This window comes from Paracoccus sp. S1E-3 (assembly GCF_013868135.1).
Lineage (GTDB): Bacteria > Pseudomonadota > Alphaproteobacteria > Rhodobacterales > Rhodobacteraceae > Paracoccus.
The window spans coordinates 894,836-919,232 of the sequence record NZ_JACEMU010000004.1 but is presented as its reverse complement, the minus strand read 5'-3'; the positions used below and the strand labels follow the sequence as shown (position 1 = coordinate 919,232).

At 67.2% G+C, this 24,397-nt stretch carries 24 protein-coding genes; 14 read left to right on the top strand and 10 right to left on the bottom strand.

Annotated features, from left to right (window positions below; all coding sequences use genetic code 11):
• Positions 1-136: 136 nt before the first annotated feature.
• Together H1S04_RS04545 and H1S04_RS04540 are read right to left on the bottom strand one after the other, a co-directional pair.
• Positions 137-997: a hypothetical protein gene (locus H1S04_RS04545; RefSeq protein WP_181744344.1), complete on the bottom strand. Its 861-nt coding sequence runs from the start codon at positions 995-997 to the stop codon at positions 137-139.
• Positions 994-1,728, bottom strand: coding sequence for a hypothetical protein (locus H1S04_RS04540; protein WP_181744343.1), 735 nt, complete (start codon positions 1,726-1,728; stop codon positions 994-996). Before H1S04_RS04540 ends, H1S04_RS04545 begins: the two co-directional genes overlap by 4 nt.
• A 158-nt stretch (positions 1,729-1,886) precedes the next feature.
• Here H1S04_RS04540 and infC point away from each other — a divergent pair, with 158 nt between their 5' ends.
• The 5 genes from infC (at position 1,887) to H1S04_RS04515 (ending at position 6,596) form a co-directional block, all read left to right on the top strand.
• The gene (infC, locus tag H1S04_RS04535) at positions 1,887-2,429 is read left to right on the top strand and encodes a translation initiation factor IF-3 (protein ID WP_366521903.1); all 543 of its coding nucleotides are present in this window, start codon (positions 1,887-1,889) and stop codon (positions 2,427-2,429) included.
• Between the two features lie 61 nt (positions 2,430-2,490).
• Positions 2,491-2,946, top strand: a complete 456-nt coding sequence (gene dut, locus H1S04_RS04530; protein ID WP_181744342.1) for a dUTP diphosphatase — start codon at positions 2,491-2,493, stop codon at positions 2,944-2,946.
• A 3-nt stretch (positions 2,947-2,949) separates the two neighbouring features.
• Complete coding sequence (locus H1S04_RS04525) at positions 2,950-4,068, top strand: HesA/MoeB/ThiF family protein (protein WP_181744341.1); 1,119 nt, start codon at positions 2,950-2,952, stop codon at positions 4,066-4,068.
• 23 nt (positions 4,069-4,091) lie between these two features.
• On the top strand, positions 4,092-6,116 hold the full coding sequence (locus tag H1S04_RS04520) for a M3 family metallopeptidase (RefSeq protein ID WP_181744340.1): 2,025 nt from the start codon (positions 4,092-4,094) through the stop codon (positions 6,114-6,116).
• A gap of 30 nt (positions 6,117-6,146) precedes the next feature.
• Entirely contained in the window at positions 6,147-6,596 is a 450-nt protein-coding gene (locus H1S04_RS04515) for a hypothetical protein (protein ID WP_181744339.1), read from the top strand.
• Between the two features lie 71 nt (positions 6,597-6,667).
• Here the strand turns inward: H1S04_RS04515 and selD are convergent, their stop codons facing one another.
• Complete coding sequence (gene selD, locus H1S04_RS04510) at positions 6,668-7,693, bottom strand: selenide, water dikinase SelD (RefSeq protein ID WP_220185084.1); 1,026 nt, start codon at positions 7,691-7,693, stop codon at positions 6,668-6,670.
• A gap of 108 nt (positions 7,694-7,801) precedes the next feature.
• Here selD and H1S04_RS04505 point away from each other — a divergent pair, with 108 nt between their 5' ends.
• The 5 genes from H1S04_RS04505 (at position 7,802) to glmM (ending at position 14,290) form a co-directional block, all read left to right on the top strand.
• Positions 7,802-10,345 carry a putative PEP-binding protein gene (locus tag H1S04_RS04505; protein WP_181744338.1) on the top strand — a complete coding sequence of 848 codons (2,544 nt, stop codon included), beginning with the start codon at positions 7,802-7,804 and terminating at the stop codon, positions 10,343-10,345.
• Between the two features lie 233 nt (positions 10,346-10,578).
• Positions 10,579-11,082, top strand: coding sequence for a cell wall hydrolase (locus H1S04_RS04500; RefSeq protein ID WP_181744337.1), 504 nt, complete (start codon positions 10,579-10,581; stop codon positions 11,080-11,082).
• 108 nt (positions 11,083-11,190) lie between these two features.
• Positions 11,191-11,973, top strand: coding sequence for a dihydroneopterin aldolase (locus H1S04_RS04495; protein ID WP_181744336.1), 783 nt, complete (start codon positions 11,191-11,193; stop codon positions 11,971-11,973).
• Positions 11,970-12,950 carry a dihydropteroate synthase gene (gene folP / locus H1S04_RS04490; RefSeq protein ID WP_181744335.1) on the top strand — a complete coding sequence of 327 codons (981 nt, stop codon included), beginning with the start codon at positions 11,970-11,972 and terminating at the stop codon, positions 12,948-12,950. Before H1S04_RS04495 ends, folP begins: the two co-directional genes overlap by 4 nt.
• Positions 12,947-14,290: a phosphoglucosamine mutase gene (glmM, locus tag H1S04_RS04485; protein ID WP_181744334.1), complete on the top strand. Its 1,344-nt coding sequence runs from the start codon at positions 12,947-12,949 to the stop codon at positions 14,288-14,290. The genes folP and glmM overlap by 4 nt, the downstream gene beginning before the upstream one ends.
• Positions 14,291-14,373: 83 nt before the next feature.
• Here glmM and H1S04_RS04480 read toward each other — a convergent pair whose 3' ends face one another.
• Positions 14,374-15,501 (bottom strand): FAD-dependent oxidoreductase, encoded by a 1,128-nt coding sequence (locus H1S04_RS04480; RefSeq protein ID WP_181744333.1) that lies wholly within the window; start codon positions 15,499-15,501, stop codon positions 14,374-14,376.
• A 61-nt stretch (positions 15,502-15,562) separates the two neighbouring features.
• Positions 15,563-15,985: an RNA polymerase-binding protein DksA gene (gene dksA / locus H1S04_RS04475; RefSeq protein WP_181744332.1), complete on the bottom strand. Its 423-nt coding sequence runs from the start codon at positions 15,983-15,985 to the stop codon at positions 15,563-15,565.
• 164 nt (positions 15,986-16,149) lie between these two features.
• On the opposite strand from dksA, the gene H1S04_RS04470 reads away from it, so the two are divergent.
• Genes H1S04_RS04470 through aroQ form a run of 3 tightly spaced genes read left to right on the top strand, consistent with a single transcriptional unit; the run spans position 16,150 to position 17,934 of the window.
• The gene (locus H1S04_RS04470; RefSeq protein WP_181744331.1) at positions 16,150-16,989 is read left to right on the top strand and encodes a MoxR family ATPase; all 840 of its coding nucleotides are present in this window, start codon (positions 16,150-16,152) and stop codon (positions 16,987-16,989) included.
• Between the two features lie 56 nt (positions 16,990-17,045).
• Positions 17,046-17,492: a GNAT family N-acetyltransferase gene (locus H1S04_RS04465; RefSeq protein ID WP_181744330.1), complete on the top strand. Its 447-nt coding sequence runs from the start codon at positions 17,046-17,048 to the stop codon at positions 17,490-17,492.
• Positions 17,493-17,502: 10 nt separating this feature from the next.
• A complete protein-coding gene (gene aroQ / locus H1S04_RS04460; protein WP_181744329.1) occupies positions 17,503-17,934 on the top strand; it encodes a type II 3-dehydroquinate dehydratase in 432 nt (143 codons plus the stop codon).
• Between the two features lie 45 nt (positions 17,935-17,979).
• Here aroQ and H1S04_RS04455 read toward each other — a convergent pair whose 3' ends face one another.
• From H1S04_RS04455 to guaA, 5 genes are all read right to left on the bottom strand, one after another.
• The gene (locus H1S04_RS04455; RefSeq protein WP_181744328.1) at positions 17,980-18,315 is read right to left on the bottom strand and encodes a putative quinol monooxygenase; all 336 of its coding nucleotides are present in this window, start codon (positions 18,313-18,315) and stop codon (positions 17,980-17,982) included.
• A gap of 813 nt (positions 18,316-19,128) precedes the next feature.
• Positions 19,129-19,866 carry a DUF72 domain-containing protein gene (locus tag H1S04_RS04450; protein WP_181744327.1) on the bottom strand — a complete coding sequence of 246 codons (738 nt, stop codon included), beginning with the start codon at positions 19,864-19,866 and terminating at the stop codon, positions 19,129-19,131.
• 392 nt (positions 19,867-20,258) lie between these two features.
• Positions 20,259-20,681, bottom strand: a complete 423-nt coding sequence (locus H1S04_RS04445; RefSeq protein WP_181744326.1) for a helix-turn-helix domain-containing protein — start codon at positions 20,679-20,681, stop codon at positions 20,259-20,261.
• A 376-nt stretch (positions 20,682-21,057) separates the two neighbouring features.
• On the bottom strand, positions 21,058-21,792 hold the full coding sequence (locus H1S04_RS04440) for a CDGSH iron-sulfur domain-containing protein (protein WP_181744325.1): 735 nt from the start codon (positions 21,790-21,792) through the stop codon (positions 21,058-21,060).
• A 311-nt stretch (positions 21,793-22,103) separates the two neighbouring features.
• On the bottom strand, positions 22,104-23,666 hold the full coding sequence (gene guaA, locus H1S04_RS04435; RefSeq protein WP_181744324.1) for a glutamine-hydrolyzing GMP synthase: 1,563 nt from the start codon (positions 23,664-23,666) through the stop codon (positions 22,104-22,106).
• A gap of 155 nt (positions 23,667-23,821) precedes the next feature.
• On the opposite strand from guaA, the gene H1S04_RS04430 reads away from it, so the two are divergent.
• A complete protein-coding gene (locus H1S04_RS04430) occupies positions 23,822-24,397 on the top strand; it encodes a CAP domain-containing protein (protein WP_181744323.1) in 576 nt (191 codons plus the stop codon).

Below are 24,397 nucleotides of genomic sequence, written 5' to 3'. Positions count from 1 at the left end.
GGAACCTTCCTTGTTGCCGGGGCCGTCAGCCCGCTGAGTGATGAGGTGCGTCCGCGCGTTGACGGATGGTCACCCGGATTTCGGCCCTATCTAGACATCGCGCGGCCATCCCGCAAGCCGCGCGGCCGGGCCGGCGTCAGAACCACTGGCCGGGCTCCATCAGGCCGAGATCCATCAGCTGCTGCGCGTTCCAGCGAAACTCATGCGAGTTGCGGCAGACGAAGCTGGCGATCTCGTCGCGCGAACCGGGGTTGCGCATCAGCGCCTTGGCGACCCGGAACGAGGCGATGGCGGCGGTCAGATTATGATGCCACGGGCAGGAATAGGTGTTGTATTCCTCGACGTTGAAGCGGTGATCGGACAGCAGGCGCAGACCGGCACGGGCGCGGAACAGGGCGATGCGGTCGATCCGGCGGCGATCCTCGGGCAGGTATTCCTCGAACCGCCAGCGCAGACCGCCGTGAAAATCCAGCTGCCGGTCCAGCAGCAGGCCATCGGCATCCTTGCGTCCCAGCGCGTAATATCCGGTGCGGTCGAACATGGCATGTTCGACGCTGACCGCATCGGGGAACTGCCGCAGGTCGGGCGCATAGAGGTCGACCACATAGGCCAGCATCGAGGCGCGCCGCTCCTCGGTATGGAAGGCCAGCATTTCGCCGACGCGCCGCTGCTCGGAGAAGGGATAGAACAGGTATTCGGCGTTATAGCCATAATACAGCCAAGTCCCCGGCGGCACAGCGTCATTGACGGCATTGACGGCGTTGACATGCGCATCGGGGCGGCGCGTGTCGAAGATCAGCGGCTGAACGCGTTCGCGCGGGATCTCCAGCGCCAGCGGTTCGGGCGACAGCGCAAGCACGGTGCGGAACCCGGCCCGCAGCGCATGGTCCAGCGTCGAGGCGACCTCGACCTCATCCTCGAACAGGATCACCGCGATCGGGCCGGCCTTCAATTCCTCCGGTCGGGCGGCGAGATAGTTTCGCAGACTGGCGCTCACCTCAGCAGGTCCCTGATGCGGGCGCCCAATGCCGCCCCATCGGAGGCAGGCGCCGGCGTGGCGACCGGAGCAGGCGCAGGCGTAACGGTGGCCGGGGTGGATGTTGCGGCTTCCGGCGGCGCAGGGGCAGCGGCGGTCCCGGCTGCAGGGGCTGCGGGTATCGTCGGAGCCTCGGCCGCAGCCTCGGCCTCCGCATCCGCAAGCAGCCCGGTGATCTCGGCCGCCAGTTCGGACTGCATCCGGGCGGCCAGCGGGTCGGTCGGGACGGTCAGGCTGGCCAATGCGGCACGGATCGCGGCCGGGTCGGCCCCGGCGGCGAGCGGCGCGGCCAGAGCCTCGGACAGCCTCGCCCTGGCGGCCTGCTGGGCCTCGGCTTCGGCGCGGGCCAGGGCCTGGGCTTCGGCGCGGGCATTGGCGGCGGCGATGGCGGCTTCGGCCACGCGCTCGGTCTCGGCGGCCATGGCGCTGCCGGTTTCGGGCGGCAGCGGCGCATCCTGCGGCGACGGCGTCAGCGCCTGCGGGGGCGCCGCCGGCGCGGGAGAGGGGGCAGGAGCCGGCAGAGGCACCGCAGGGGCGGGGCGCAGCGGGGGCCGGGTCGCGGCGACTTCGGGGGCTGCGCCGGGCAGCCGCGCGCGCAGGCTGTCCGGCAGCAATTCGGGGTTGGACCAGCCCCACCACCCGGCCCCGAGCAGGGCCAGCAACGCGACGATGACGGCAATCAGCCTTGGCATGGGCGCCCCTTTGTTTCCTTCCGCCCCCTGTTGCCACAATGACGGCGTGGCGAAAACCCCGCGCGATGGCGCGAAAACCGGGGAAATCCGGTTGTATCAGCCCCCGCAACACCTTATTTTGCCCGACATTCAACCGAGTCTATCAAAGGAATCCAACCATAGCTCGTCGTCCGCATAACGCGCCGCCCCCCAACCGTGACACCGGTCCCCGTGTCAATGATCGTATTCGTGTCGCCGAGATTCGCCTGATTGGGGCGGATGGTGAAAATATCGGCGTCGTCACCCCCGCCCGTGGGCTTGAGATGGCGCAGGAGGCCGGTCTGGACCTCGTCGAGATCTCGCCCAACGCCACCCCGCCCGTTTGCAAGATCATGGATCTGGGCAAGTTCAAATACGAACAGCAGAAGCGCGAGGCCGAGGCCCGCAAGAAGCAGAAGATCATCGACATCAAGGAAGTGAAGTTCCGTCCCGGCACGGATACGCATGACTATGATGTCAAGATGCGCAACGTGATGAAGTTCCTGGAAGCGGGCGACAAGGTGAAGGTCACCCTGCGTTTCCGTGGCCGCGAGATGGCCCACCAGGATCTGGGTCTGGACCTGCTGAACCGCGTCCGCGACGATGTGGGCGAGACCGGCAAGGTCGAAAGCATGCCGAAGCTGGAAGGCCGGCAGATGGTCATGATGATCGCGCCGAAATAAGCGGCGCCTGAGGCTGACGGGGCCGCCCTCGGGCGGCCTTTTTCTTGCGGAGGAGCAGATGATGCAGCCCGAAATCCTGATCCTGAAAGATGCGGGGGCCGACGCCGATCTGCCGCTGCCCGCCTATGAAACCGCCGGTGCGGCGGGTGCCGATCTGCGCGCCGATCTGGGCGGGACCGAAATCACCCTGGCCCCGCTGGAGCGGCGTCTGATCCCGACCGGACTCAGGATGCAGATCCCGCCGGGGTTCGAGGTGCAGGTCCGCGCCCGTTCCGGCGCCGCGCTGCGCGACGGGCTGTCGCTGGTCAACGGCGTGGGCACGATCGACGCCGATTATCGCGGCCCGGTGGGGGTGATCGTCATCAACCTCTCGGATATTCCGCTGGTGATCCGTCACGGGGACCGCATCGCCCAGATCGTCGTCGCCCCGGTGGTGCAGGCGATCTTCACCCCCACCCATGCGGTGAACGAGACCGCGCGCGGCAGCGGCGGTTTCGGATCGACCGGGCGGGGCTAGGCCATGGCGCTGCTGCCCATCGCCATTCTGAGCATTCTGGGCCTGTCCTGGTGGATGGGTTGGGGGGTGCTGCGGGTTCTGGTCGCGATCTTCATCGTCTGGGTGGTGGTGCTGGCGCTGATGCTGGCCGCCCCGGCCGCCGAAATCCGCGCCGGCCTCGGGTTCGATCCGCAACTCTGGCTGGCGGGCGGGATGCTGCTGGGGCTGGCGATCGGCTATTTCGCCATCGTCGGCCGTCTGCGGGCCGAGGCCGAGCGCCGCTGGGGCACCGAAGACGCGCCGCGCTTCATGCCGGTGGCCGCACCGGATGCGCCCTCGGCCACGCCCGCGCCCTCGGCCGAGGCCCGGGCGAAGACGGAAGATCAGGCGCTCGACCGCTATGCCCGCCATATCGTGCTGCGCGAGATCGGCGGGCCGGGGCAGGCGAAGCTGCGCGATGCCCGCGTGCTGCTGATCGGGGCAGGCGGCCTTGGTGCGCCCGCCGCGCTGTATCTGGCCGGCGCGGGCGTGGGCCGGATCACACTCGCCGATCCCGATACCGTCAGCGTGTCGAACCTGCAGCGCCAGATCATCTATCGCACCGCCGATGCGGGCCGCGCCAAGGGGATGGCCGCGGCCGAGGCATTGCGGGCGCTGAACCCGCTGATCGATGTGCACGCCCTGCGCAAGCGGGTGACTGCCGAAGACATCGACCTGATCGCCCAGCATGATCTGGTGCTGGACGGCAGCGATCAGTTCGCCGATCGCGCCGCCATCAATGCCGCCTGCGCGCGGGCGGGCGTGCCGCTGATCGCCGGGTCCATCGCGCAGTGGGAAGGCCAGCTGACCACTTATGACCCGGCGCGCGGGGCGCCCTGCATGGCCTGCATTTTCCCGCAGGCGCCGGCACCCGGTCTCGCCCCCGCCTGCGCCGAAGCGGGGGTGGTCGGCCCGCTGCCCGGCGTCATCGGCGCGATGATGGCGCTGGAGGCCGTGAAGCAGATCACCGGTGCCGGCGAAGGTCTGGCCGGGCAGATGCTGATCTTTGACGGTCTTTATGGCGAGACGCGGCGCATCACCCTGCAGCGTGACCCCGACTGCCCGGTCTGTTCGGGACTGGCACAGCGCGCGCCGGAGGCCTAGGTTTCCCCCCAAAGGAGACCGCCATGAACCGCGAATTGACCGACTGGACCGGCCCGCACGGGTTGCCGCGCTTTGACCTGATTTCCGATGATGACTTCGCCCCCGCCATGCAGGCGGCGCTGGCTGACGCTGATGCCGCGATCGAGGCGATTGCCGCCGATCCCGCGCCTGCCAGCTTCGACAATACCGTCGCCGCGCTGGAAACCGCCGAGGAGGCGCTGAACAAGGTCTGCGCGGTCTTCTATACGCTGACCGGGGTTGATTCCAACGACCGGCGCGAGGCGCTGAGCCGCGAATTTGCGCCGCTTCTGGCCGCGCATGGCAGCAAGGTCGGCATGGACAAGCGGCTGTATGACCGGGTCGCGGCTGTTTGGAAGGACGCGGATGCGCTGCGGCCTGAGGATCGGCGCATCACCGAACTGGCGCTGCGCGATTTCCGCCGCGCCGGGGCCGGGCTGGAGGGGGCCGCACGCGACCGCATGGCCGAGATCCGGCAGCGGCTGGCGGTGCTGTCGAACCAGTTCGGCCAGAACGTGCTGGCGGATGAACGCGATTTCGTCATGCCCATTCCCGACGACAGGCTGGCGGGTCTGCCCGGCTGGCTGCTGTCGGCGATGCGGGCCGCCGCGAAGGAACGCGGGCTGTCGGGGCAGGTGGTGACGCTGAACCGGTCGCTGATCGTGCCTTTCCTGCAATATGCCGATGACCGCGAGTTGCGCGAGGCCGCCTGGCGGGCCTGGTCGCTGCGCGGCTCGGGGAAGGGCGCCGGCGGTGAAAAGACCGACAACCTGCCGCTGATCGCCGAAATTCTGGCGCTGCGGCACGAACGTGCGCAGCTTCTGGGCTATGCCGATTTCGCCGCCTTCAAGCTGGAACCCGAAATGGCCGGGACCGCTGACCGTGTCGAGGCCCTGCTGACCGAGGTCTGGAACGCCGCGAAGGCGCGCGCGGATGCCGACGGTGCACAGCTGTCGGCGATGATGCAGGATGAGGGGGTGAATGCCGATCTCGCCCCCTGGGACTGGCGCTATTATGCGGAGCGCAAGCGCCGGGCCGAACATGACCTCGACGAGGCCGAGGTGAAGCCCTATCTGACGCTCGACGCGATGCTGGGCGCGGTGTTCGACGTGGCGCACCGCCTGTTCGGGTTGGAATTCGAAGCCTTCGACGCGCCACTGTGGTCGCCCGATATGCGCGCCTGGCGGGTCACCCGCGACGGGCGCGAAATGGCGATTTTCCTCGGCGATTTCTTCGCCCGGCCGCCGAAACGCTCGGGTGCGTGGTGCGGGTCGCTGCAGCCGCAGCACAAGATCGGCGCCGGCCAGCGGGCCATCGTGACCAATGTGTGCAACTTCACGCCCCCCGCCACGCCGGGCGCGCCGGCCTTCCTGTCCTGGGATGACGCCCATACGCTGTTCCACGAATTCGGCCATGCGCTGCACCATATCCTGTCAGACGTGGAATGGCCGTCGATCTCGGGCACCTCGGTAGCCCGCGACTTCGTCGAGTTGCCCAGCCAGCTGTATGAACACTGGCTGGAACAGCCCGAGGTGCTGGACCGCCATGCCCGGCATTTCGAAACCGGGGCGGCGCTGCCCGCCAGCCTGCGCGACCGCATCATCGCGGCGGGCAATGCCGATCAGGGCGCGGCGACGCTGGAATATCTGCAAAGCGCGCTTGTCGATCTGGCCTTCCATCGCGGCCGGCCGCCCGCCGATCCGATGGCGCGCCAGGCCGAGGTGCTGGCGGCGCTGGGGGCGCCGGCGGCCATCCCGATGCGCCACGCGACACCGCATTTTGCCCATGTCTTCACCGGCGATGGCTACTCCTCGGGGTACTATTCCTATCTCTGGTCCGAAGTGATGGACGCAGATGCGTTCGAGGCCTTCCGCGAGGCCGGAAATATTTTTGATCACGAAATCGCGAAAAAGCTGGAAAAATCCATCCTCTCGCGTGGCGGATCGGCACCGGCGGACCAGCTTTGGATCGAATTTAGGGAACGAATGCCGGGGGTTGCGCCTTTGTTATCAGGCCGTGGGTTGATTTGACGCCTGCGGATCCCATGCAGGAGGAGTGACATGAACCGTTATACGATCCTTGGTGCCGTCGGCGCCACTTTCCTTGCCCTCGCCGGATGTACCCCCGGCGAGGAGGTCCTCACCAAGACCGAGGCCGATGTCCAACTGGACCAGACCATTCCCGCGGCCGCACCGGAAGCGGCGTCCGGGCCGGTGGAGGCCTCGAACAGTCTGAACGGCGCCTATAATCTGCGCACGACCGACTGCGGCAAGCCGGCCAGCGAAGGGGCGCTGACCGTTCAGGGCAACAAGTTCCAGTTCTACGAAAGCCAGTGCACGGCGGTGAGAAGCACGGTCGGCGCCGATTCGACCGAAACCGAGCTGTCCTGCAATGGCGAAGGCGGTCAGGGCTTCAACCGTCTGGTTAAGCTGCGCCTGTCGCCCGGCGTGATGCAGATGGAGGATAAGGGGATCAACCTGCGCTACTATCGCTGCGCGGCCCCGGCCTGAAGCGGACGGTTACTTGGTCACATCGAAAAAGGCGGCGCTCGGCGCCGCCTTTGCCATTCTGCGAACTGGGGTCAGACGACCTCAATGCCGGTGCCGTCGAAGGCGTGGCCGATGATCGCAGCCTTGGGGTGGCGCTGGCGGATGCGGGCCAGCACGCGGTCGGCGGCTTCGGGGGCGACGGCGACCAGCAGCCCGCCCGAAGTCTGCGGGTCGGTCAGCAGGGTCTGTTCGGGCGCGGTGATGCCCGCGGGCAGTGTCACCTCGGCCTTCACGGCGTCCCAGTTGCGGCTACTGGCGCCGGTCCCGTGCCCCGCGACCGCCAGTTCGGCGGCGCGATCCAGCAAAGGCAGCGCCGCGCGGTCGATCCGCAGCCCGCAGCCTGCGCTGCGCGCCATTTCCATCCCATGCCCCAGCACGCCGAATCCGGTGACATCGGTGAGGGCATGGACCTCGGGCAGGGCAGCCAGATCCTGGCCGATCCGGTTCAGCGTCGTGCAGGAGGTGATCATCTCGGCGATGTCGGCATCCGTGGCGGTGCCCTTCTTGATGGCGTTGGAATAGATGCCGACGCCGATCGGCTTGGTCAGGATCAGCGCGTCCCCCGGCCGCGTCCCGCCATTGCGGCGGACGTTCTCGGGCGCGCAAAGGCCGATCACCGCCAGCCCATAGATCGGCTCGGGCGAGTCGATGGAATGGCCGCCGGCGATGGGGATGTCGGCCTCGGCGCAGATATCGGCCCCGCCGGCCAGGATTTCGCGGATGGTGGCGGGGTCCATGCTGTTGATCGGCATGCCCAGGATCGCCAGCGCAAAGATCGGCCGCCCACCCATGGCATAGATGTCGGAAATCGCGTTGGTGGCGGCGATGCGGCCGAAATCGCGCGCATCATCGACCATCGGCATGAAGAAATCGGTGGTCGCGATCAGGCAGGTCTTGTCATCGATCTGCCAGACCGCCGCATCGTCGGATTCGGCGTTGCCGACCAGAAGCTGCGGGAAGATCTGCCCGATCGGCTGGTCTTCCAGCAGGTCGCGCAGAACGGCCGGCCCCAGCTTGCACCCGCAGCCGCCGCCATGGGCCAGTTCGGTCAATCTCATCGCCGCCTCCGTCAGGTTCTGTACAGCATCATATCTGCGCCGAAATGCCGAGAACAACAGCTATCTCGCACTTGCAGCAAAGGCCGGCCCGTGCATGATGAGCAGATTATGACACGCAGCCTTGAACCCACAGATATCGTCGAAATCACCACGGGCGCGGGGGTGGACGCGCCGGTGCATGGCTGGCGCGCCAAATGCCTGCAGCGGCTGGTGCGGATGGACCTGCCGGTGCCACGCTCGCATGCGATCTCGGCGCGGGCGGTGCGGGCCATCGCGCAGGGGGTCACCGCCGATACCGCCGCCCTGGGGGCGCTGTTTGCCGATGGCTGCGGGCTGGTCAGCGTGCGCCCCTCGGCGGTGATGCCGGAATGGGGCGGGCCGGGGACGGTGTTGAATGTGGGCGTCAACGATGCCCAGCACGCCCGTCTGGTCGAGACGCGCGGCAAGGACGCGGCCGATGCGATCTATCTGGGCTTCGTGCAGTCCTATGCGATCAATGTGGCACGGCTGGACCCGGACATGTTTTCCGAAGACGGCGAGGGGGCGCTGGAACGCGCGCTTGCCGCTTACCGCGCCGAGATGGACGAGGATTTCCCCCAGGACCCGGTGCGCCAGCTGACCGAGGTGCTGCGGTCCATGGCGCGGGCCTGGGATGCGCCGACGGCACGGCTGTTGCGGCAGGCCAAGGGCGCGCCGGAAGACGCGCCGCTGGGGCTGGTCGTGCAGCAGATGGCGCTGGCGATCGGACCGGGGCTGACCGGATCGGGCACCATCCAGATGATCGACAGCGTGACCGGGATGCGCCGGATGACCGGCCGCTTCAAGGGGCAGATGCAGGGGCGCGCGCGCGGGCAGGGGGCGGAAACGCTGTATCTGACCCGCGACGAACGCGGCCCCTCGCTGGAGGAACTGGCGCCCGAGGTTTTCGCCGATCTGGTCGGCTACTGCCTGGCCGCGCGCACCCGGTTGCGCGACGAGATGCAGATCGAATTCGTGATCTCGGACGGCGAACTGGCGATCATCGACGCGCTGCGCGTACAGCGTTCATCCCGCGCGGCTGTGCGGATCGCCGTTTCGCTGGCCGAAGACGGCATCATCCCGACCGAGGAGGCGGTGATGCGGGTCGAACCCCGCGCGCTGTCCGAACTGATGCATTACCAGATCGATCCGCGCGCCCCCCGCGACATCATCGCCCGCGGCATCGACGCCAGCCCCGGTGCTGCCACCGGCAAGATCGTCTTCACCGCCGCCGCCGCGCAGGCCTCGGCGATGCGGGGCGAGGATTGCATACTGGTCCGCCGCGAGACCGTGCCCGAAGACATCCGCGGCATGCACGCCGCCGTGGGCGTGCTGACCGAACGTGGCGGCATGACCAGCCATGCGGCGGTGATCGCGCGCGGTCTGGGCCTGCCCTGCATCGTCGGCGCCAATGGCATCAGCATCGACGCCCGCGCGCGTGAATTGCGCGTCGGTGGCCGCAGCTTCCGCGAGGGCGAGGAAATCACCATTGACGGCACCTCGGGCGAGGTGCTGGCCGGCTCGGCACAGTTGCTGGAACCGGCGCTGGATGAGAGCTTCAACAGGCTTCTCGACTGGGCCGACGCCTTCCGCGACATGGGTGTGCGCGCCAATGCCGACACGCCCGAAGACGCCCGCACCGCGCGCATGTTCAAGGCTCAGGGCATCGGGCTGTGCCGGACCGAACACATGTTCTTCGACGAAATGCGCCTGCCGATCATGCGCGAGATGATCTTCGCCGACCGCCCCGAGGATCGCAAGGTGGCGCTGGCGCGTCTGCTGCCCATCCAGCGGCAGGATTTCGTCGAACTGTTCCGCATCATGGCCGGCCTGCCGGTGACCATCCGGCTGTTCGACCCGCCGCTCCACGAGTTTCTGCCGCAGGATCGCGACGGGATGCGCGAGTTGGCCGAATCGCTGGACCTACCCTTGTCCGACGTGACCCGCCGGATCGAGGCGCTGTCGGAGTTCAACCCGATGCTGGGGATGCGCGGGGTGCGGCTGGGGATCACCGTGCCCGAGATCTACGACATGCAGGCCCGCGCCATCTTCGAGGCCACCATCGCCAGTGCCGCCGCCGGCGCGGTGGTGGTGCCTGAAATCATGATCCCGCTGGTCTCGGCTCGGCGCGAGGTGGAAATCGTCAAGACCCGCGTCGATGCCGTCGCCGCCGCGCTGCGCAACGAAACCGGCCGCGACTTCGCGTATCGGCTGGGTGTCATGGTCGAAACCCCGCGCGCGGCGCTGCGCGCCGGCGATATTGCCCGCCACGCCGCTTTCCTTTCCTTCGGCACCAACGACCTGACGCAGATGACTTACGGCCTGTCGCGCGACGATGCCGGCCGTTTCATGGGCGCCTATGTCCAGCAGCGCGTCTATGACGAAGACCCGTTCCACATCCTTGACGAGGACGGGGTGGGCGAGCTGCTGCTGACCGGAACCCAGCGCGCGCGCGCTGCGCATCCGGACATAACCATTGCCGTGTGCGGCGAACATGGCGGCAACCCGCAATCCATCGCCTTCTGCCAGCGCGCCGGACTGGACTATGTTTCGTGCTCGCCCTTCCGGGTGCCGGTGGCGCGCCTTGCTGCAGCGCAGGAATCGATTCGCAACCGGGGCGAGAAAAGCGCCTGATTCGGGACGGTTGCCGCGCAGCGCGCGGCGATGCTGCAAGCGCGAAATGGCGTGATTCCGCCAAATTTCGCAAAAGTATTCGGCGGGATCTCGCCGGAATAATGGTTAATCGGCCGGATTCGGGAACCTCACAGCCTCGCACGTGGCGGCGGCGGAAGCGCTTTGTGTAGCTTCCCCCTCAATCCGTCGGCACCCACGCGGTCCGGCGACCCCTGAGACAGGAAAACTGCTGTATGCTTGCGCTGACCCGTAAACTGGCCGCGATCGCTGTGAGTGTGTCGCTTGCGTTGCCGCTGGCCGCCCAGGCCGACCCGGCAAAAGGCCCCGAAACCGCCGTCCAGACCCGTTATGGCGGCGCCGATTCCCTGCGTTGCCTGACCGAGGCGCTGTATTTCGAAGCCCGCGGCGAGGGCCGCAGCGGCCAACGCGCGGTGGCCGAGGTCATCCTCAACCGCGTCGACAGCCGCGCCTTCCCGAATTCGGTGTGCGGCGTCGTCAATCAACGCGGCCAGTTCACTTATAATAAGGGCCGCCGCATGTCGAACGCGGCTGCCGCTGCCCGTGCCCGCCAGATCGCCGCTGACGCCCTCGCCGGTGCCCCGCGCGCATTGACCAGTGGCGCGACCTATTTCCACACCACCAGCGTCCGTCCGGGCTGGTCGAAACGGTTTACCCGCACGACCCGGATCGGCAGCCATGTCTTTTACCGTCAGGGTCGTCGCGTCGCGACCAACTGACGCCGGAACAGGTTTGGAAGGCGGCCGGCCGGAATCCACCGCCCCTTCTTTCTGTCTCGACTGGCCCTGCCCCTTGCGGTGGGGCCTTTTCTTTGGAAATTGGGGCGCATGGACGAACCTGACCAGATTCACCTGCGCGACTATGTTGTCGAAACCGAGATCGGCGCCTTTCAAAGCGAACGCGGTCTGCGCCAGCGGCTGCGTTTCGGGCTGACGGTCGATCTCGCCCAGCCGGTCATCGGCGTGGGCGACGATGTCGACCGCATCCTGTCCTATGACGTGCTGACCGACGCGGTGGCGGCGGCCTTGGCGGATGAACGTTTCAACCTGCTGGAAACGCTCGCCGAAAAGATCGCGGCCGAGGTGTTGGCCCACCCCCGCGCCGGCCGCATCCATGTCACAATCGAGAAGCTGGACCGGGTGCCCGGCGCGCTCGGCGTGACGCTTGTGCGCCGCCGGGGCCGTGTTGATGCCGAGGGCGCGGCGCTGGCACCGGTGGTGCTGTTCCACGGCACCGAAACCGCGCGGCCCGAAGGTGCGGTGATCCTGACCCCGGATGCCACCGGCCTGCCGCTGCCCCATGGCGGCAACGAGCGGCGGGTCGCGCTGCTGGCGCTGGATCAGGCGGCCTGGGCGCTTGGCGGCCGGCTTGGGCTGGACGTGGCCGACAACCGGGCCGAGCTGGACTGGGCGGTGAAGGAATCGCGCCCCATCGTCTGGGCGCCGGCGCGCATGGCCGCCGATGTGGCCGGGCTGGAGGCCGATCCCCTGACCCTCGCGGTCTGGCTGGCCGAGAAGATGCGCGCCGACCGGCTGGATCTGGCGCTGCCGCCCGGCGTCCCCATGCCCGCGCTGCGAACGCTGATCCCCCTGCGGCGGATCGGCGCATGAGCGTCTATTGGCGTCCCATCCCCGAGGAGGGCGGCGCGCTGCCGCTGGCGGGCGGCTGGCTGCGGTTCTCGCGCCTCGAACGGCTGGAGCGTGGCGGCGTTCCTGCGCGCATCCTGCCGGCCGAGGCGGCCCCGCCCGAAGTGCTGTCCGCGCTGACTGCCCTGCGCGCGCCCGTCATGGGTGTGGGGTTGGACCGGCCCTCGGTCATGGGAATCGTGAATGCGACGCCTGACAGCTTCTCCGATGGCGGCAGCTATGACGGGATCGCGCACGGACGTGAGCTGATCGCGCAAGGCGCAGATCTGCTGGATATCGGTGGCGAATCGACCCGGCCAGGTGCCGATGAGGTCGATGTGGCCGAGGAAATTGCCCGCGTGGTGCCGGTGATCGCGGCGCTGCGCGAAAGGCCGATCTCGGTCGATACACGCAAGGCTCAGGTGGCGCGGGCGGCGCTTGCGGCGGGGGCGGGGCTGATCAACGATGTCTCGGGCTTTGATTTCGACCCCGCGCTGGCGGCCCTGGCCGCAGAGAGCGGCGCGCCGGTCTGCCTGATGCATGCGCAGGGCGTGCCCGCGACGATGCAGGACGATCCGCGCTATGAGGATGTGCTGCTGGACGTCTATGACGCGCTCGCCGCCCGCATCGCGCGGGCCGAGGCGGCGGGCATCGCGCGCGCGCGCATCGTGGTCGATCCGGGCATCGGCTTTGGCAAGACGCTGGACCACAATCTGGCGATCCTGAACCGGATCAGCCTGTTTCACGGCCTTGGCTGCGGGATTTTGCTGGGCGTGTCGCGCAAGCGCTTCATCGGCGAGATCGCGGCCCAGCCCGCGCCGCGCGAAAGAATGCCGGGAACACTCGCCGTCACGCTTGCTTCGGTGGGGCAGGGGGTGCAGATGCATCGGGTACATGATGTGGCGGCCGCGGTGCAGGGACTGGCACTGTGGCGCGCTGTGACGGAAAGGACGGGACGATGACGCGGAAGCTTTTCGGGACGGACGGGGTCAGGGGCCGGGCCAATACCGACCCGATGACGGCGGAAATGGCGCTGCGGCTGGGCGCGGCGGCGGGGCGGTACTTCCGCCGCGACGGTCGCAACGGACATCGGGTGGTGATCGGCAAGGACACGCGGCTGTCGGGCTATATGCTGGAAAACGCACTGACCGCCGGGCTGACCAGCACCGGCATGAATGTGCTGCTGCTGGGGCCGGTGCCGACGCCGGCGGTGGGGTTTCTGACCCGCTCCATGCGGGCGGATCTGGGGATCATGATCTCGGCCAGCCACAACCCGGCGGATGATAACGGCATCAAGTTCTTCGGACCCGATGGCTACAAGCTGTCGGACGATGCCGAGGCCGAGATCGAGCGCATCGTCGCGGGTCAGATCCGCCCGGCCGAGCCGCAGAATATCGGCCGCGCAAGGCGTATCGACGATGCGCGCGGGCGCTACGTCGAATATGCAAAGACCACGCTGCCCGCCGGTCAGCGGCTGGACGGGTTGAAGGTGGTGATCGACTGCGCCAATGGCGCCGCTTACCGCGCCGCGCCGGATGTGCTCTATGAGCTGGGGGCCGAGGTCGTGGGCATCGGCATCGATCCTGACGGGCGCAATATCAATGATGGCGTCGGCTCGACCCATCCCGAGGCGGCGGCCCAGGCGGTGCTGGACCACCGCGCCGATCTGGGGATTTGCCTGGACGGTGATGCCGATCGGATCATGGTCATTGACGACAAGGGCCGGGTGGCCGATGGCGACCAGCTGATGGCGCTGCTGGCCGGGCGTTGGGCCGAACAGGGCCGGCTGAACGGCGGGGCGCTGGTGGCGACGGTGATGTCGAATCTGGGGCTGGAGCGTTTTCTGCAGGGTCGGGGCCTGCGTCTGGAGCGCACCAAGGTCGGCGACCGCTATGTGGTCGAACGGATGCGCGAGGGCGGCTTCAACCTCGGCGGCGAGCAATCGGGCCATATCGTGATGACCGATTACGCCACCACCGGCGACGGGCTGATCGCCGGGCTGCAATTCCTGGCGGCGATGGCCGATACCGGGCGCAGCGCGTCGGAACTGGTCCATCAGTTCGACCCGGTGCCGCAGATGCTGAAGAATGTCCGCTATGCCGCGGGCGCCGATCCGCTGGCGGCCGGCACGGTTCAGCAGGCCATTGCGGCGGGCGAGACGCGGCTGAACGGCACCGGCCGGGTGCTGATCCGCAAATCGGGCACCGAGCCGCTGATCCGGGTCATGGCCGAGGCCGAGGACGAGGTCGTCCTGCGCGAGGTCGTCGACAGCATCGTGGGCGCGGTGCAGGACGCGGTCTGAGTTCCGCGCCTTCAGGATCTGAGGCCGCGCCGACGAATCGTTCGGGCGCGGCCTTTCTGCCGGGTTTCCGACCTCGTCCGGGGTCAGGAAATCCGCTCGGCCAGCGGATCATAATCATAGATCCAGTCGAATTTCCCCAGCAGAACCCCCGGCGCCAGCCGGGAAATCGCCCGCAGCCCCGCATGGCCGATCAGCCGCTGCGGCCCCGAGAGGTGATAGTTGCGGGCATTGGCATTGGCAGCCGCGACCACGCGGGCGACGCGGGGCGCGCGCGCGGCCTGATAGCGGGCCAATGCGGCCGCCTGATCGGCGATTCGGTCCAGACATTCGGTCAGGACCCAGGCGTCCTCGATAGCCATGACCGCGCCCTGCGCCATGAAGGGCAGCGTGGGATGGACGGCATCGCCCAGAATGACGCGTCGGCCATCCTGCCAGCGCGCGGCGATCGGGTGGCGGAACAGCCCCCAGACGCCGACGCGCTGCAACTGCGCCAGCCAGCCCGGCACAGGGCCGCCGAAACGCCCGAAGGCGGCGCGCAGATGGTCGGGGTCGTCTTCATGCGACCAGCCCTCAGCCGTCCAGTCGGGGCGTTCCATCACCCCCACGATATTGCGCAGGCCCGCGCCCAGCGGATAGCTGACGAGGTGACGCCCCGGTCCCATGAAAACGCGGGCAAAGGGGTCGGCGGCGCCGTCGGGGATCAGCGCCCGCCAGGCGGTCTGGCCGGTGAAGAAAGGGGTCTGGGGACCATTCAGCGCGGCGCGGACGCGGCTGTGCAGGCCGTCGGCGCCGATCAGCAGCGGCGCATCGGGCAGGTCGGTAACCGGCGAATCAAGGGTGATTTCGGCGCCGGCATCGCGGGCAGCGCGTTCCAGCAGCTCGATCAGGCGGGCGCGGTGGATCAGGCGGAAGGCGGCATCGGGGCGGCGGCGGGCGAGCGGCATGGCGGCGACCTGCCGGCCATGGCTGTCATGCAGAACCACCCCTTCCGAGCGCACGGACACGGCATCGAGCGGCGCGGAAAGGCCCAAGGCTTCCAGCACGCGCCCGGCGTTGGGCGAAATCTGCAGCCCGGCGCCGACCTCACGCAGGGCATCCGCACGCTCCAGCACGCGGACATGCGCGCCGCGCTGCGCCAATGCGGCGGCCACGGTCAGCCCGGCCACGCCGGCGCCGATGATGGTGATGTCGCGATGCGTCAGATGGCCCATGACGACCTCTCCTTCTGAAAGGCCGGCAGGGTAGACCGGGGCCGCGCCGGCCGCGATGCGATCAGTCGTCGCGGTGGACGCGCTCGCGGCGTTCGTGCTTTTCCTGCGCGGCGACGGTCATGGTGGCGATGGGGCGCGCGTCCAGCCGCTTCAGGCTGATCGGTTCCCCGGTGACTTCACAGTAACCATATTCACCATTCACGATCCGGCGCAGCGCCGCGTCGATCTTGCCGACCAGCTTGCGCTGACGGTCGCGGGTCCGAAGTTCCAACGCGCGGTCGGTTTCTTCGGATGCGCGGTCGGCAAGGTCCGGCACGTTGCGCGCGCTGTCCTGCAAGCCTTCCAGGGTCTCGGCGGATTGCTCCAGCAGTTCGGCCTTCCAGGCCTCCAGCTTGCGGCGGAAATATTCCAGCTGACGATCGTTCATGAACGGCTCGTCTTCTGCTGGGCGATAATCATCTGGCAGGAAAATCTGCGGTTTCATGCGTCCTCCGACAGATCGGGGTGCCTGTTCCCCGGCCCGTTGCGCCCCCATTAGCGGATGCGCTGGGGGTTGTCACTACCCTGAACGCTGTTCCTTTGCGCCGAGAATTCTTGCCGCCCTGCGCCGGCCCGGATAGGGTCGCGGCGCAGATAAAGGAAGCCGGAATGCGTTTTTCATCCACCGACAGCTATGTGGCGCCGCCCGATCTGGCCATCGCCGTGAATGCCGCCGTCACCCTCGAGCGGCCCCTGCTGGTGAAGGGCGAGCCGGGGACGGGCAAGACCGAACTGGCGCGGCAGGTGGCCGCCTCGTTGGGGCTGCCGATGGTGGAATGGAACATCAAATCGACCACCAAGGCCCAGCAGGGGCTGTATGAATACGACGCCGTCAGCCGGCTGCGCGACAGCCAGCTGGGCGAGGCGCGGGTCCATGAGGTCGCCAATTACATCCGCAAGGGCAAGCTGTGGGACGCGTTCGAGGCGCCCGGCAAGGTGGTGCTGCTGATCGACGAGATCGACAAGGCCGATATCGAATTCCCGAACGACCTGTTGCAGGAACTCGACCGGATGGAGTTCCACGTCTATGAGACCGGCGAGACAGTGCGGGCGGTCCACCGGCCGGTGGTCATCATCACCTCGAACAATGAAAAGGAGCTGCCGGACGCCTTCCTGCGCCGCTGCTTCTTCCATTACATCCGATTCCCCGATGCTGCGGTGCTGAAGCAGATCGTCGAGGTCCATTACCCCGGCCTGAAGCCGCGCCTGCTGGAGGAGGCGCTGAGCCAGTTCTTCGAGGTCCGCGAGGTGCCGGGGCTGAAGAAGAAGCCCTCGACCTCCGAGCTGCTGGACTGGCTGAAGCTGATCCTGGCCGAAGATCTGTCGCCCGAGGATCTGAAGAAGGCGCCCGGCGAAATGCTGCCGAAACTGCACGGGGCGCTGCTGAAGAACGAGCAGGACGTGTCCCTGTTCGAGAAATTGGCCTTCATCGCCCGGCGGAAAGGCTGACAGGGGGCGCCGCCCCCTGACCCCCGGGATATTTGGGCCAGAGCGAAAGAGATATCATGCGGATCAGGGCGATCGAGACGGGCGACCGCGACCAGTGGCAGGGGCTTTGGGCAGGATATCAGGCATTTTATGGCTACCCCGATCGGCCCCAGGCGTTCTTTGACCTGGCGTTCGGGCGGTTGATTTCGGGGGCGGCCGGAGAGTTTCAGGGCTTTGTCGCCGATGATGACGGCCGGCTGCTGGGGCTGACGCATTACGTCTTTCACCCGAACCTGTGGCGCCCCGAGGGGGTTTGTTACCTGCAGGACCTGTTCACCTTGCCCGAGGCGCGCGGGCGCGGGGTGGCGCGGGCGCTGATCGAGGCGGTGGCCGATGCGGCGCAGGCGCGGGGGGCAGCCAATCTCTATTGGCTGACGGCCGAAGACAATTATGCCGCGCGGATGCTGTATGATCGGGTTGCGGCGCGCACGCCCTTCATCAAATATCAGCGCGATCTGGGCTGAGGGAGAGACCATGCCGACCATTCTGTTGCTGAACGGCCCGAACCTGAACCTGCTGGGGCAGCGCGAGCCGGCGGTTTACGGATACGAGACGCTGGCCGATGTCGAGGCGCTGGCGCAGGCGGCCTGCGCCTCGGGGTTCACGGTCGATGCGCGGCAGTCGAACTGGGAGGGCCAGCTGATCGACTGGATCCACGAGGCGCGCGGGAATGCGGCGGGCATTGTCATCAATCCGGGGGCCTTCACCCATACTTCGGTCGCGCTTCTGGACGCCCTGAACGCCTTTGAAGGGCCGGTGATCGAGGTTCATATCAGCCAGGTCCACAAGCGCGAACCGTTCCGCCACCATTCCTATGTCAGCAAACGCGCCGATGGCGTGATTGCCGGGCTGGGGGTGGATGGCTATGCCGCTGCGGTGGCGCGGATCTGCAGACTGGCGGGGTAAGGGGCGCAGCTGCGATGGACCGCCGGAGAGCGGGCCGTTCGCGGTTCAGCCGTCGATGCGGTGGATGTCGCGGGTCAGCGCCGCCGTTTTTTCGGCCCAGAGGCTGGCTTTGGTGCGGGCCTTGTGGGCCGCCAGTGCGGCCTCGTCGGTATACAGTTCCTCGACCCGCCAGATCAGCGGATCGTCCGATTGGGTGATGTCGAAGAACAGGCAGCCCGGCTCGGCCCGACTGGCGGCGATATGGGCGCGCAGATGGTCCAGCACGATTTTCAGCTGGTCCAGATCGGCGCAGATCAGCAGCCCCGACAGCGCGACCTGACCGGGGCGCGGGGCGGCGTAATGGCCTTTGCCGGGGGCGGCATTGCAGCAGGGACAGGTCATTCTGCGAAGGCTCCTCGGGGGTGCGCGGTGTTGTCATGTGAAGTGGTGCCGTGTGTTGCCCGCGTTGTCAAACCGTGATCGACCTCGCAGGGAATGGGGCGGCCGGATGATGGCTGGTTGAGGGGGCACGGTGAGGCGCGGTGTATGTGGCAGCGCCGTTCCGCGCGGGAAGGGCAGCCACCAGATCACGGGGAATGCGAAAACGAACAACCTGCGGAGACCGCGCCTGAAGGCGATCCGGTATTCCAGTCGGAATGGTCTGCGGCCCGACCGTAATGCTGGGCATCGCCTGTGCAGGCGCGCGGCCTTCGCGTAATGGACCCCTGTCCTGCCGCAAGCGCAGCTGACCGGAGACTCGCGCCGGGTCAGCGCAATCCGGTCATGGTCTGAAGGATATGGACAGGCCCGCGCCGAGACGAACCGCCCGCGCCGACCCGGTCGCGCGTGTCAGGAAGGGGATCCGATCATTGTCACCCCGCAGGGCGATAGGCTGCACGATGTCGACAGATCCGACATCCGCGCCCATGGATGCCCGCAGAGGTGCTTACAACCAACCGGGCGATCCGGGCCTGATCGGGCGCATGAGCGGGTCACCCCTATCCCACGCGCGTGGCGTGGGCAGAAGCGCCGCGTCGTTTTCATGATCGGAGCCAACCGCCGCGCACACGCGCATCGGGTGTCGGCAGGCGCTCCAGCCTGTTCCAGCTGCGCCTTTCCGTTGGCGGCGCGAAGGCCATGGCTCGGCCAAGGCGCTGGCGATGGTCGTGCGGGCATCCGGGCCGTCTTCGCCCGCGGGGCCGCACCGCCCGGTCTTCAGGCCAGCCGCGCGATCAGCGCTTGCGCGGCCGCCGGATTGCGCCGCTTGGTGCCCGAGATCACGTAAAGATAGAGGTCGCGGGTCCGGCCGATGGTCCGGGCATTCTCGGTCCAGCGGGCCAGCCCCGCCTCGTCATAGCCCTCCGGCAGGTCATCGGTACCCATGATGCGCAGATAGGCGAAATCGGCGGTCTCGGCGTCGATTTCCGGGAATTTGCTGTCGCCGGACCGGATCAGCGCGATATTGCGCGCGCGGCACAGATCGGCGGCGGCAGGGGTGGCGAAACTGTCATGGCGGGCCTCGATCGCGTGGCGCAGGGGGGTGCCGTCCTGTTCGTCTGGCAACAGGTTCAGAAAGGCGGCGAAATCGGCGGGGTCGAATGCCTTGGTTTCGGCGAATTGCCAGTTGATCGGGCCAAGCTTGCCCGCCAGCCGGGTGATGCCCGAACCGAGAAAGCGGCGGATGCTTTCGGCGGCTTCGGCCAGCACCCGGCGATTGGTGGCGAAGCGGCTGGCCTTGACGGCGAAGATGAAATCATCGGGCGTTTCATCGTGCCATTTCTGGAAGCTCTCGGGCTTCTGGCTGCCGTAATAGGTGGCGTTGATCTCGATGCTGGTCAGGGCGCGGCTGGCGAATTCCAGTTCGCGCCGTTGGGGCAGCCCTTCGGGGTAGAAGACGCCGTTGCGCCATTCGGGGAAATTCCAGCCGCCGATGCCGATATGGATTCTGCCCATCTCATCCTCCCTGCCGGGGGCATAGTGCGGGCGTGATGCCCGTCGCGCAACCCACGATGCGGATGTGTGGTGGCTAAATCCCGGCCGGCTTCTGCGGGATCGGGCAATGCTGCATCAGCGGGCCGGAGGTGGCGGGGCTGGTCCCGATCTGTGCCGTCTGCCGGTCCGGGCAGCAGCCTGATTGAGCGGAGGCCCGGACGCGGCGCGGATGTCGTCGGACCGGGGCGCGCGTTCGGTGACGCGGCACATGGGTCGGCGATAATCATGGGTCAGGCGCCATGCGGGCCGGGCCATGTCGCGGCGGTGCTGTTCCGCATCGGAATGCAGCCAAAATCGCCGATCGGAAGCACGCGTCGCCGGGGCACAGGACCGACACGTCAGCCGCGGGCGCGTCAGTCGCGGTGATCTTCGGCGCAGAGCCCATGATCGGCCAGCGAGGCCAGGACATAGCAATCCCCCGCCTCGCCGGTGCCGGTGCAGCCATCCGCGATGCGGGTCAGTTCGGTTTCCAGCGCCTGCAAGCGGGCGATGCGGCTGCGGACGTCGGCCAACTGGGCGCAGGCCATCTGGTTGGCCGCGAGGCAGGACCGGTCGGGGTGATTCTGCAGGTCAATCAGCGCGGCGATGGCATCGATCGAGAATCCCAGATCGCGGGCGTGGCGGATGAAGCCCAGTTTCTCCATTTCCGCCTTGCCGTAGCGGCGCTGATTGCCTTCGGTCCGTTCCGGCGCGGCCAGCAGGCCCATTCCTTCGTAATAGCGGATGGTCGGAACCTTCACGCCGGTGCGGCGCGACATCTCACCGATGGAGAACATGAAAACCTCCTGAATCTCTAGCGACTGGAGATATTAGAACCGATCCCCCGTCGGAATCAAGAGGTTTGCGGATCGGTCCCGTGGTCGTTTGCCGGCATCTGCCCGAGGCGCGAATCACGGGCGGTCGATCTGACCGGCAGGGTGCTGCTGATACGGCGGCGGAGACGGCGATAGACGGTCGTCTGCGGATGGTCGGCAATGCGCCGTTGAAACCAGCGGGGCAGGCACGCGGCGGATTGCCGAGGTGACCTGTTCTGATCGTGGTTGGCATCTTCAGCCGGCCGGGTCATCCGGCAGGCCTCGGCGGAACGATCCAGCCATCCGACGCAGATCGATGGCGTGGACCATTCCCCCCTCGTGCCGGGCATGCGAAGCCTCAGCGTTCCAGCCCGTCCTGGAACTTGATCGAGGCGTGGCTGCCGTCGCAGAAGGGCTTGTTGGACGACGCGCCACAGCGGCACAGGGTCTGGCGGTTGCGGATCTCATAGCTTTCGCCGCTGGCGCTTTGGACGCGGATGCCGCCGTCGAGGGCCAGCGGGCCGCTGCATTGTTCGACCGGATCTTCGAGCAGCGAGAGGGTCGCCGGCTGCGGCGTTTCGATGGGCTGGCGGGTGGCGTTGTCCCAGACGATCAACCGCCCCGAAGGGCAATGATGGGCCATATAGACCGCCAGTTTGACGTGCTGTTCACCCGGCATCTGCACCTCGTTCCAGATCCGGTTGCCATTGTCGCAGAAACGGGCGAAGGCGCAGTAGGCTTCGTTATCGGTCAGGCTGACGACGGGGCCGTCGATTTCCTGCGCGCCGTCCAGCATGGGGGTGAAAGGGGCGGTTTCGGTCAGGTTGACGCCTGCCTTCAGATGCGAGCCGTCGCAGTAGGGCTTGTTCCGGGAATGCCCGCAGCGGCACAGCGCAGTGCCGTTCTTGACCGCGAAGGCCTGCCCCTCGGTATAGGTCCAGGAATGGCCCGTGCTGTTGGGGGTAATCACCTCGACATGCAGCGGGGGGACGCCGTGGACGATATAGGGACCGTCCCTGGTGACCTCGATATAAATCGAGGGGTCGCTTTCGACGGTGCCGATCTGGATTTCTGGCTTGGCGTTCTCGGTCATCTGGGTCCTCTACCTGGATGGGAATTGCCATGGGGCCGAATTGGGATAGCCCCGCCAGCCATAGGAGCACTGGTCGGCGGGTCTGGCAAGGACTGTAACGCGATCCCAGCGGGCCAGGCAGTCGCGGCATCGGGTGTGGGCTTGCCGCCCCGGTGAGGGGGCGGTGCGGGCGACAGGGAAGCCGATCGCCCGCGGCGCAACGGTGATTGCGCCCTGTGCGGTATATCCGCAGTGCCGTGATCGGATAGCTGCCGGCAATGAAAAAGGGCGAAGCCATGGCCCCGCCCTTTTTCATCGCCACTCGCCTTTGATCATTCCCACTCGATCGTGCCCGGCGGCTTCGAGGTGATGTCATAGGTCACCCGGTTGATGCCCTTGACCTCATTGATGATGCGGGTCGCGGTCTCGCCAAGGAAATCATGGCTGAACGGATAGTAATCCGCCGTCATCCCGTCGACCGAGGTCACGGCGCGCAGCGCGCATGCATAATCATAGGTGCGCCCGTCGCCCATCACGCCGACCGTCTTGACCGGCAGGATGGCCACGAAGGCCTGCCAGATCTCGTCATAGAGCCCATGTTTCCGGATCTGATCGATATAGACCGCATCGGCCTTGCGCAGGATGTCCAGCTTTTCGCGGGTGACCTCGCCGGGGCTGCGGATGGCCAGACCGGGACCGGGGAAGGGGTGGCGGCGGATGAATTTTTCCGGCAGCCCCAATTCGCGGCCAAGGGCGCGAACCTCGTCCTTGAACAGTTCGCGCAGCGGCTCGACCAGTTTCAGGCCCATCTTTTCGGGCAGGCCGCCGACATTGTGGTGTGACTTGATGGTGACCGAAGGACCGCCCGAGAAGCTGACGCTTTCGATCACATCGGGATAGAGTGTGCCCTGGGCCAGAAACTCGGCGCCGTCGATCTCGTTGGCGTATTTCTGGAACACGTCGATGAACAGCTTGCCGATGGTCTTGCGCTTGATCTCGGGGTCGGTGACGCCTTCCAGCGCGGTCAGGAACAGCTCGGATTCGTCGGCATGGATCAGCGGGATGTTGTAGTGGTCGCGGAACATGGTAACGACTTCTTCGGCCTCGTTCTGGCGCAGAAGGCCGTGATCGACGAAAACGCAGGTCAGGTTGTCGCCGATGGCCTCGTGGATCAGCACCGCCGCGACCGAGCTGTCGACGCCGCCGGACAGCCCGCAGATGACCTTCTTGTCGCCGACCTGTTCGCGGATCTTGCGGATCGCTTCCTCGCGATAGGAGGACATCGTCCAGTCGCCGGTGAAACCCGCCGCGCGGACGAAGTTTTCATACAGTTTCGCGCCGTTCGGGGTGTGGTGCACCTCGGGGTGGAACTGCACCGCGTAGAAGCGGCGATCGGGGTCGGCGGTAATGGCGAAGGGCGCGCCCGGCGAGGTGCCGAAGACCTGAAAACCAGGAGCGATTTTCGACACGTGGTCGCCATGGCTCATCCAGACCTGTTCGCGATGGTCGGGATTGGCGAACCAGCCGTCCAGCAAGGGCAGGCGTTCCTCGGTCGGAGTGACGAAGGCCCGGCCGAATTCGGCGGTGCCATGGCCGCTTTCGACCAGCCCGCCCAGTTCCTGCATCATCACCTGCTGGCCATAGCAGATACCCAGAATCGGGACGCCGGCCTCGAAGGCGGCGGTCGGCGGGCGGGGCGATCCGGGGCGGGTCACGCTGTCCGGGCCGCCCGAGAAGATGATGGCTTGGGGATCGAACTCATTCAGAAACGCCTCGGTGACGTTCTGATAGGGATGGATTTCGCAATAGACGTTCAACTCGCGCAGGCGGCGCGCGATCAGTTGCGTCACCTGGGAACCGAAGTCGATGATGAGAAGGCGCTGATGCTGGGTCATGTCTGGCATTTACGGCGCGGCGCGCGGGCTGGCAAGGGTGCTGGACGGTGCCGCGCGCGCGGGAACCGCCGGATGCGCGCGCGGGAACCGTGACAGCCCGGCCCGCGTTGCGATTTCACCCGTCGAAACAATCGCTTGAATTGCAGGAGGTCCGCATGTTCCGCCCGGCATTCGCCGCATCGTCTCTGGCCGCCGCGGCGGCGGCCCTGACGCTTGGCGCCTGTTCGCCCGAAAACCTCGCCTCGGCCGGCGACAGCTCGCAGGCGGTCGGGATCGTGGCCATGGCCAACCAATCCCTCCCCGCCCCCAGCGAGGAGGCGCTGGCCCCGATCTGCGCCGCCCCCGATAACGCGCTGATCGAACAGCTGCAGCAGCAGATGAACGCCCAACGCGAAAGCCTTGGCAAGAAGCCCGTGAGGTTCAAGAAGAACCTGGCCTTCGCCGCCCAGGCCCATGCCTGCGATATGGCGACGATGGGTCGGATGTCGGTGGCGGGGTCGAACGGGTCTTCGGTCGTTCATCGGGTGCGGGCGGTGGAATACGGGGCCTGTTCCTCGGCGCAGCTGATCGGACGGGCCGGCGATGGCGCGGCGCAGGTGGCCGCGTGGATGGCCCATGATCCCGACGAGGAGATCCTCGTCCACAACAAGTTCGACGATGCGGGCGTGGGTGTGGTGCAGATGGGGGGCACCTACTGGTGGTCGGTGGTCATGGCCGACAGCTGCGGCTGA